General features: G+C 36.4%; 7 protein-coding genes. 1 reads left to right on the top strand and 6 read right to left on the bottom strand.

Going from position 1 to position 8,216, the window contains the following annotated elements; translation table 11 throughout:
* Positions 1 to 89: 89 nt before the first annotated feature.
* Complete coding sequence (locus JF259_RS17320; RefSeq protein WP_199116970.1) at positions 90 to 344, bottom strand: hypothetical protein; 255 nt, start codon at positions 342 to 344, stop codon at positions 90 to 92.
* 133 nt (positions 345 to 477) lie between these two features.
* Between JF259_RS17320 and JF259_RS17325 the strand changes: the two genes are divergently transcribed.
* Entirely contained in the window at positions 478 to 2,688 is a 2,211-nt protein-coding gene (locus JF259_RS17325; protein ID WP_199116971.1) for a S41 family peptidase, read from the top strand.
* 619 nt (positions 2,689 to 3,307) lie between these two features.
* Here JF259_RS17325 and JF259_RS17330 read toward each other — a convergent pair.
* From JF259_RS17330 to JF259_RS17350, 5 genes are all read right to left on the bottom strand, one after another.
* Entirely contained in the window at positions 3,308 to 4,900 is a 1,593-nt protein-coding gene (locus JF259_RS17330; protein WP_233164365.1) for a type IV secretory system conjugative DNA transfer family protein, read from the bottom strand.
* A gap of 14 nt (positions 4,901 to 4,914) precedes the next feature.
* A complete protein-coding gene (mobB, locus tag JF259_RS17335; RefSeq protein WP_199116972.1) occupies positions 4,915 to 5,940 on the bottom strand; it encodes a MobB family relaxase in 1,026 nt (341 codons plus the stop codon).
* 2 nt (positions 5,941 to 5,942) lie between these two features.
* On the bottom strand, positions 5,943 to 6,500 hold the full coding sequence (locus JF259_RS17340; RefSeq protein ID WP_199116973.1) for a BfmA/BtgA family mobilization protein: 558 nt from the start codon (positions 6,498 to 6,500) through the stop codon (positions 5,943 to 5,945).
* 475 nt (positions 6,501 to 6,975) lie between these two features.
* Positions 6,976 to 7,380, bottom strand: coding sequence for a hypothetical protein (locus JF259_RS17345; RefSeq protein ID WP_199116974.1), 405 nt, complete (start codon positions 7,378 to 7,380; stop codon positions 6,976 to 6,978).
* Positions 7,381 to 7,766: 386 nt separating this feature from the next.
* Positions 7,767 to 8,015 (bottom strand): transcriptional regulator, encoded by a 249-nt coding sequence (locus JF259_RS17350; protein WP_199116975.1) that lies wholly within the window; start codon positions 8,013 to 8,015, stop codon positions 7,767 to 7,769.
* Positions 8,016 to 8,216 lie beyond the last annotated feature (201 nt).

The following is an 8,216-nucleotide window of genomic DNA, read 5'->3' on the forward strand; positions in this document are numbered from 1 at the left end:
ATGTCCCCGATAAAATATGCAGAAGTCAATTGTAATGGAGCTAGCTCCATTACAATTAAAAACAATAACTTTGTTGAAATTTTAGAAAATTAGACAGTTCTAATATGGGTGAGCCTACAAGACGACTTACTATAACCTTCATTAATCTTGACAATAGATCTGTCAATTATTTCAATACCAATATCTATATGACAGTCCTTGCCTAAATATTTTGAGTAATAAAATTGAAACAACGATATTCCAGAAAGACCTGCAAGTACACCTATATGGTTTTCACTTTTATATTTTGACTCAATGATATTACTAATCTCTTTAAGTTTTATTTCTAATATTGTTTTATTCATTTATTTTACGTTGGATTAATTATTGTTAAATTTTTTCTTAAATATATAAGTAAATCCCTTCAAAAGAAAATAATCTTTTACTTTTACTAACTAACTTGTTTTTCTTTTTCAAACGAATATTAAAATAGTAAAGATGACAAATCTAAAATTGATTATAATTAGCTTACTTTCAATTAGCTGCTATTGCCAAAAAATTAAAAAGTTTAATTTAGACTTCGAAACATATGATTCTCTTTATTTGTTCCCTAAAGGTTGGATGGAATGGGGAGACTATCAGTTAAGTGCTGATACTATTTTTGCTTATTCTGGAAAGTTTGCATCAAAAATCACATCAACAAATAATGGAGACTCCTTTGGCAGTATAGCATATAAAATCCCAGCCAATTACAAGGGTGACACTATTCGGCTAGATGGCTATATGAAAATCAAAAACATTGAAGGCGGGTTTGGGGGATTACTTTTGAGAATAAATGGTGATGGCAAAATGTTAGCATTTGATAATATGGAAAGGCAAAATGTTCACGGCACTAAAGATTGGCAAAAATATTCAATCTCATTACCATATCCTAAAAATGCGGAAACCATTTTTGTTGCAGGAATAATGACTGGTAATGGGGAAGCTTGGTTTGATGATTTTGTTATAACAATTGATGGAAAGGATATTCAAACACTTAAAGAAAAGAATAAACCCACTTACAAGGCTAAATTGGATAACGAGTTTGATTTAAATTCTAAGATTAATATTCCAAAACTTAATAAGGAACTCATTTCTAATTTAGAATTATTAGGTAAGGTCTGGGGATTTTTAAAATACTATCACCCTGAAGTTGGTAAAGGAAATTATAATTGGGATTACGAATTGTTTCGTGTATTGCCAAAGTATTTAAGTGTGGGAAATAAATATGAAAGAGATCAGGCTCTTATTAAGTGGATTAAAAAGTATGGTGAAATTAAGAAATGTATTAAATGTAAAGAAACTTCCCCTAACTCATTTTTAAAGCCAGATATAACATGGGTTAATGATTTTGAACTAAATATAGAGTTAAAAGGCCTATTAAAACACGTCTATCAAAATAGATATCAAGGAAAACATTTTTATTTAAGTGGCAATAATAGTGGTAACCCAAAATTTATAAATGAAAAAAAATATTATAGTATATCATTTAATGACAATGGATATAGTCTGTTAGCACTTTACAGATATTGGAACATGATTCATTATTTTTACCCAAATAAGTATCTAACAGATAAAAACTGGAATCATGTGCTGAAAGAATATATCCCAAAGTTTATAAGTACAAAAAATAAATTGGAATATGAATTGAACTGCCTTAGACTGATAAGCGAAATTAATGATACACATGCAACAACTACAGTAGGCTTTAATAACTTACAAAATATTAGAGGAGAGTTTTTTCCACCATTTAAGAGTCAGTTTGTTGAAGATAAATTAGTAGTTACAGATTATTATAATCCTGAATTAAAGCAGGTTTCAAAAATTAATGTTGGAGATATTATAACTCATATTAATGGAAAATCTATAAAATATATTCTAGACAGTATTACTCCATATTATCCAGCTTCAAATAAAGTTGCAAAATTGAGAGATATTTCTAAAGACCTTTTACGTTCTAATAAAAAGGAAATCAGAATAGATTATATTTCGGACAATATAAAGAAACAAACCTTATTGCCTCTTTATGAAAAAAATAACGTGAACATGAAGTGGTATAAATGGACTGGTGAAAAATGCTATAAGCTACTGAATGACAATATCGGTTATATAACTTTAGAATTTATTAAAAAAGAAGATATCCCTATTATAAAAGAAATTTTTAAAGACACCAAGGGCATTATTGTGGATATTAGAAACTATCCTTCAGCATTTGTTCCTTTTTTGTTAGGGTCCTATTTTGTTTCAAATTCCACTCCATTTGTTAAATTTCTCAAATTTAATATTGATAACCCTGGAGAGTTCTCTTTTACAAAAGCCTTAGAAATTAAAAATGATAATGAATCTTATAAAGGCAATTTAGTTGTATTAGTAAATGAGGATTCACAAAGTCAATCTGAATATACTGCTATGGCATTTAGAGCAGGGAATAATACAACAATTGTTGGTAGCACCACTGCTGGGGCTGATGGAAATGTTTCGTCTATATATTTACCTGGTGGATTATTGACTAGAATTTCTGGTATTGGGATTTATTATCCAGACGGTACTGAAACCCAAAGAGTTGGTATAATCCCAGATATTGAAATTAAACCAACTATTAAAGGGATAAAAGAAGGTAGAGATGAATTATTAGAAAAAGCTATTGAAATAATCACTAAAAAGGATTAAGAACGTAATACCCTAATAGAGAATTTAAATGGAGTTGTTATTTGTGTAACTTCTAGGTTTGATATGTATTAACCATATTAAGTAAGCATTTGAAAAATTGAGATTTGCATTTCCGAAATAAGCAGGTGCAGATACTATAGAATTATTCACATAATTTTGGTCTAACAGTAAATTTCGTCAATTATAGAACACTAAAACTTCTTTCACAAATTAACCAACAACTTTACAAGTTTGTAAAACAAATGAAACGCAATTGGTTTCTATTCAAATTGTCAGAAACAGGGGTAATTTTCGTTAAAATGTTAAAGTTTTCATAAAAAGGAGCTAATTCGGTGTCAGTAGTATTTTCTATCCCAGAACATCCCTTTTGTAATCCGATAAATTCAAATTTTGGTTAGTTCCACCTTTGCTAGTTCAGTAAACTACCAACCTAATTTTAATACTGTTGAAAAAATAGTAGACTTATATGAACGCTTATTACAAGCTGAAAAAGACAAAATTGCTTATTTAGAAAAGCTTTTGAAAGAAAAATAAATTTCCTTAATAAAATATGCTACTAAAAAGGGAATTGTTTTAAACGATTCCCTTTTTAGTACTTTGAATTTTGATAGATTTTGATTTAAGATTTCAATTGAAATAGTTGTCTTATCTCCAGATGGATCCGTTCAAAGTTCGCCTGTATCTCTGCATCATTGTAACGATGTCTCGGCGGTGGTAATTCCCTAATAATGCTGGGCATTTTAAACCGTACCTTACGATCCTTTCCATCTGCAAAGGAGATGAACTCCCCTTCCTTTAACCTGAAGAACACATCGGAACGTATTTTACTGACTTCCTTTTCTCCTGTACTGATCCTGGAATCAAAATTCAAACTGTTTTGGCTTTTGCTGATCGTGGTCGTTGGCTTTTTGACGATCTCAAAAAAACGTTCATAATACTTGGCAGTGTCTGGGTCGTTGACCTTTCCAAAGAACTGGTAGGACAGGTTGCTCAGGATGGCACGGCTTGCCTTATCCCCGTACATCATATCGTTCTGGGTCTTGTCCTGCATCACATAGACCGTTGAAATATCATAGCTCCTCAAGGTTGCGGGGATGCGGTGCATATTGAGCAACCTGATAGTGGGTGCTTCCTCTATAAGGAGAAAGGAGGATTCCCGATGGCGGATGCTCATCTGTTTGGTTATTGTATGGATGATCGTGGCAACCACGGGAGAGTACGCCGTTTCAAATTTTGGGTTGTTCACAATGGATACAACGGCAGGATTGTTGGGGTTATTGATATCCAAGGGCACTTCATCTGCGGAAAGGGCCATAAAGATACGCTGTGTACTGATCTTCTTGAGGGCGTTCGCCAGTGAGCTTTTCACTCCCGCCGTTTGGCGTTCCGAGTCCCTTCCCGAGATAAAGGAATCGGCCATGGCCTTGGAGGTATAATCGGAGCTTAAAAAATCCATAAGGCTATCGGTATCCAAATATTGGTAGGTAGCGATCAAATGGGGAAGCGTACAGTATTCTGGATAGGCTGTCTTCAGTTTCCAGATAAGCCCTCCCAAAAGGCCTTCCACGGCATCGTTGAAGAACTTGGAAGCCCCTGTTGCCACGGATTCCCGTTGTTCCAATAGGTTTTCCAACAGTACCCTTGATACTTCGTTGACACTTTCCTCATCCTGCATGTACCTTGGGGCAATGGGGTTCACCTTGGCATAGATATCATCAAAGGAAATGATATGGAAAGGGCGGTCGGATTCCTTAAAGAGCGGGTACGCCATTTCCGTAATCTCAAAATGCTTGTAATCATGGATGAGCCCACAAAATTGATGCTGCCTAAAATGCTTTAACATATTGTAGACCACCGATTCGGTCTTGCCACTACCGGCAGACCCAATAACGGAGATACCCCTGCGAATATTCTGGAGCTTTATCGATCCGTTCTTTACCTTGATCTTCATGGTATACTTCCGTTCTTTTCTGGACTTTTCCCAAACCGGGATGACCACAATAAAAAGGAGGCTATTGATAAATATTAAGGGCAATAGCCAGTACCCCAATAGTTTCATATACATGTCAGGGTAAATGAGATAAAGCAGAGAGCAAATTATTAGCAGTAATGTGGTATGGATGCCATAGCCATACCGCACATAACGAAAGCCAAAGGCCATCAAAACGGCCAGGGTTACATAGATACTGATTGTTAAAACATGTGTTGTCATAGGATTGCTTTTTTTTAAATACCGATGGAACCTGTGCCTTTGGCCACATCGATGGTTCTTTTTAATTGTTTGAAGGCCTTTAGGGCCAATTGGACTTGGTTGGTTGGGATATTAAGGTCAGGGATGTGCATTCCGGATTTGCCCATAATCTTAAAGGCTATACTTTTTTCGTTTGTTGGAAGTGCCATCAGGTGTGCAAAGAATTTGTAAGTGTCCTTTTTGTACATTTTATGGGCAGAATAGCGCTCCACAAAGTTCCGGTCGTATTTGAACAGGGTATCAAAGGTCTTTTCTGCCTTTTCAAAAAACGCGTCCCGGTCAAAGCCCCGTTTTACGGGATTGCCGTTCAAAATGACTTCTGAGGCCTTATGTGAACTCCCTGGGGACAGGCTCAGTTGGTTGGTCACGTCCTTACGGCTGACAATAATGTGCACATGGGTCTGGAACCCTTGTTTTTTCATGCCCTGCTCGATCATCTTGCCGTCCATGTGGTGCGGAGCCTCGGCCCTCAGCCTGTCAATGGTCTTTTGGATCGCTTTGGTATTACCCTTTAGCTCTCCTCTGTTGATCTTCACAAGGTCGTGTTCCAGTTTGACAATCTTGGCCCTGTAAGGTTGATTCTCCTTGATTTCCCTGTCAAAACCTTTATAGGTACGTTCGTACTCTATCTTGGCATAGTATTTTATACTGTCCACCGATACCGGGAAATCCCTGTAAAAGGAACTGGCGTAAGCTTTCATGGTCTCACGGACGTACTGTCGTAATTTATCCGGGTCATTGCCAATATGTTTCAGTTCCCTTTGGCTTGGGCTTATAGTGAGGGAATAAAATTTAGGCTCATTTTTTCTGAGCTTGGCGGTATTGCCATCGATATCCTTGACGACATGCTTCGGGGATACATGGTCATTGTGCTGGTCAAAAAAGTGCTCCTGGAGTTCAGGGGACTTGTCCCTGTTTTCCTTTTCCAGATAATCCACAAAATCACCACAGCTTTTTGAAAAAGTAGTGTCCAGATGTTGTTTGGTAATGGAGATGTACATAATTAACTGTTTTTGATTTTTTCTTTAAGGGCCACATAGTCTTCCAATGCCATATCCAATTGGAGCCTGGGTTTTCCAAAACTGCTTTTTACAATATGTACCTTGGAAAACAGGATGTCCTCGAACTGTTGTTTGGTTTCATTTAAGTCACGCTTGAGTGCGTTCTTTTCTTTTCTCAGCTCGATGGCCTCCATGGAGGTGGCAAAAAAAGGATCTTTGGAGGTATTGTTGCCTTGTTTGACCTCCACCAAACGGGGCTGTTTTGGTTTGGATGGTGATTGTTCGAACAGCAATTGGAGCATGGCCGTGGTGGGCTTTGTTTGGTTCTTTTCAATATCCTTAACAATTGAGGTGAGCGCATTTATCCGCTTTTTGATATTGGCCTCCATGCCCCGCATGTTCGGACCCAGATCTTCCATGGGCGACAATTGGTAAGTATCAAAAAAATCCATCATGTGCTCTAGGGTATCTGTATAGGACCCTCCCATTTTGGCACAAAAACCCTTGAACCGTTCTACGGTGTCCTTATGGAAATTGATGCTCAAAAATCGACGTTTCATTTCTTTATTATTTCCTCTATTATGTTAATGCATTCCAGTGTTTATAAGGCTTTTCAAGGACATTAACATAATTTTGGTGTTTATCACTAGTACCTAAAATGACTAAAAAACGCTACAAACCCTTTATTTACAAGGGTTGCCAAAGGTTTTAATTAACGCAATGTCGCTTTAGCGCATTGCCCTCTTGCTATTCCTTCTGCCCCGAAACCTCGGGGCAAAATTTATACATCCTGACTAAAAAAGTCAGTTGCTTTTTACTGTATTCTTACTCTTCTAAAGTTATTGTTTTAGGTTTTAAAATCGAAATGCGGATTGGTCTCAAATGGTTCGCTTTGATACCAAAAAATATGAATTTTACCTATGTTGCAAATTTGAACGTCAGATTTTGAAAATATCCCTGTTCAATCCCGTTTGTTCAGACCATAAAAAAACCTATTCTTATTGAATAGGCTTTCTTGTTTGGATGGAATGTACGTTACAGTTCAAACTGGATGATCTCCTGTTCGATTTCTGTCTTTCTGGCTTCCAAGGTGGACTGCAAGTGGGTCGTTACCAACTTGATCAGGTTGGTGTTGGTGGTCTTGAACTCCAGATTGTGCGAATCCCTGATGTAAAAGGATGCGGAATCCCCTTGGTTGTAGTTGAACTTCGTTAGCTCGCTCAGGGTCTGTACCAAGCGTTCCCGTTGGGTGGCTAGTCCCCTGAGCTTCTCGAACCTTTGGATGCGGTCGGCAAGGTCAATCGTTGCTTTGCTCACAAGGGGCTGTTTTACCTCTTGAGCATCTTGTCCCATGGCTTGTTTGGCCAGTTGCTCTTTTACGTCCTTTTTTACGGTTGTTGTCCTTTTTACCGTTCCGTTTTGCTTTGTTTTTGTTTCCATGATAATGAAATTTTTTAGTTAAACAATATTTGAGGACAACACAAACGGAAGGCAAAATTTTGTCTCAAATTTTCAAGTGAAAAATTGGGGGAACCCATGGGGGTGCCGATTTTTTACGCCGACAAATTTGAACGCAAATATTTTGCGACGTTTACTTTTCGAAAAATATTGGATGAGTATTATACCTTCTTCAAAACAACTATAGCTTCTATAAAGCGCATGAAGATCTACTGGATGTTGTACCGAAGTTCTGCTCTAGCGAACTTAAGTTTAAAATGCCCTTTTGCATTTTATACTTGTGTTCAAGACTTTTTATAATGAAGCGCTTTTCCCGAAATGGAGGATAACGGAATGAAGGGGAATGGGCTGCAATGGGATTGTATTGATTATTTCCTAATTCTTATTTCAGGAAACATTGCCTCAGCTTCTTTGAAGAATTCTGATAAATTTATATTCTCTCCTTCACATATGCTTTCAATAGTTTCATAACTCGTTCTATAAGATTCATCATCTTTTATCCTGCGAACTGTTTTCTCGTCCAAATTATGATTTTTAGCAAAATCACTATTGTTAACTACCTCTCTAACCCATTTAGCAGCAATAAACTCAACTATTTTTCGATTTCTATCTGTCATTTTTACAAATAAAATCAGAGTTCAATGAATTATTTCGGATTCAAATCCGAATATTTAATTTTTTTACTATATTTGTATTAGATTGGAAAATTCGGTTAAAGTGAACCACCCGTGCCGGATGAAAGTGAGCAGTGTAAATGAAGTGCCAAAAATCGTTTTATTTGAGTGTTAAAATTAGTGATTCTTTTTTAATTTTTTTCT

It is taken from the genome of Snuella sedimenti, from assembly GCF_016428595.1.
Taxonomy (GTDB): Bacteria; Bacteroidota; Bacteroidia; order Flavobacteriales; family Flavobacteriaceae; genus Snuella; species Snuella sedimenti.

Bases quoted from the DNA above. Each gene is read 5' to 3' on its own strand.
- JF259_RS17330 (WP_233164365.1), bottom strand. From the start codon at position 4,900: ATGACAACACATGTTTTAACAATCAGTATCTATGTAACCCTGGCCGTT.
- JF259_RS17350 (WP_199116975.1), bottom strand. From the start codon at position 8,015: ATGACAGATAGAAATCGAAAAATAGTTGAGTTTATTGCTGCTAAATGG.
- JF259_RS17325 (WP_199116971.1), top strand. From the start codon at position 478: ATGACAAATCTAAAATTGATTATAATTAGCTTACTTTCAATTAGCTGC.
- JF259_RS17340 (WP_199116973.1), bottom strand. From the start codon at position 6,500: ATGAAACGTCGATTTTTGAGCATCAATTTCCATAAGGACACCGTAGAA.
- JF259_RS17320 (WP_199116970.1), bottom strand. From the start codon at position 344: ATGAATAAAACAATATTAGAAATAAAACTTAAAGAGATTAGTAATATC.
- JF259_RS17345 (WP_199116974.1), bottom strand. From the start codon at position 7,380: ATGGAAACAAAAACAAAGCAAAACGGAACGGTAAAAAGGACAACAACC.
- mobB (WP_199116972.1), bottom strand. From the start codon at position 5,940: ATGTACATCTCCATTACCAAACAACATCTGGACACTACTTTTTCAAAA.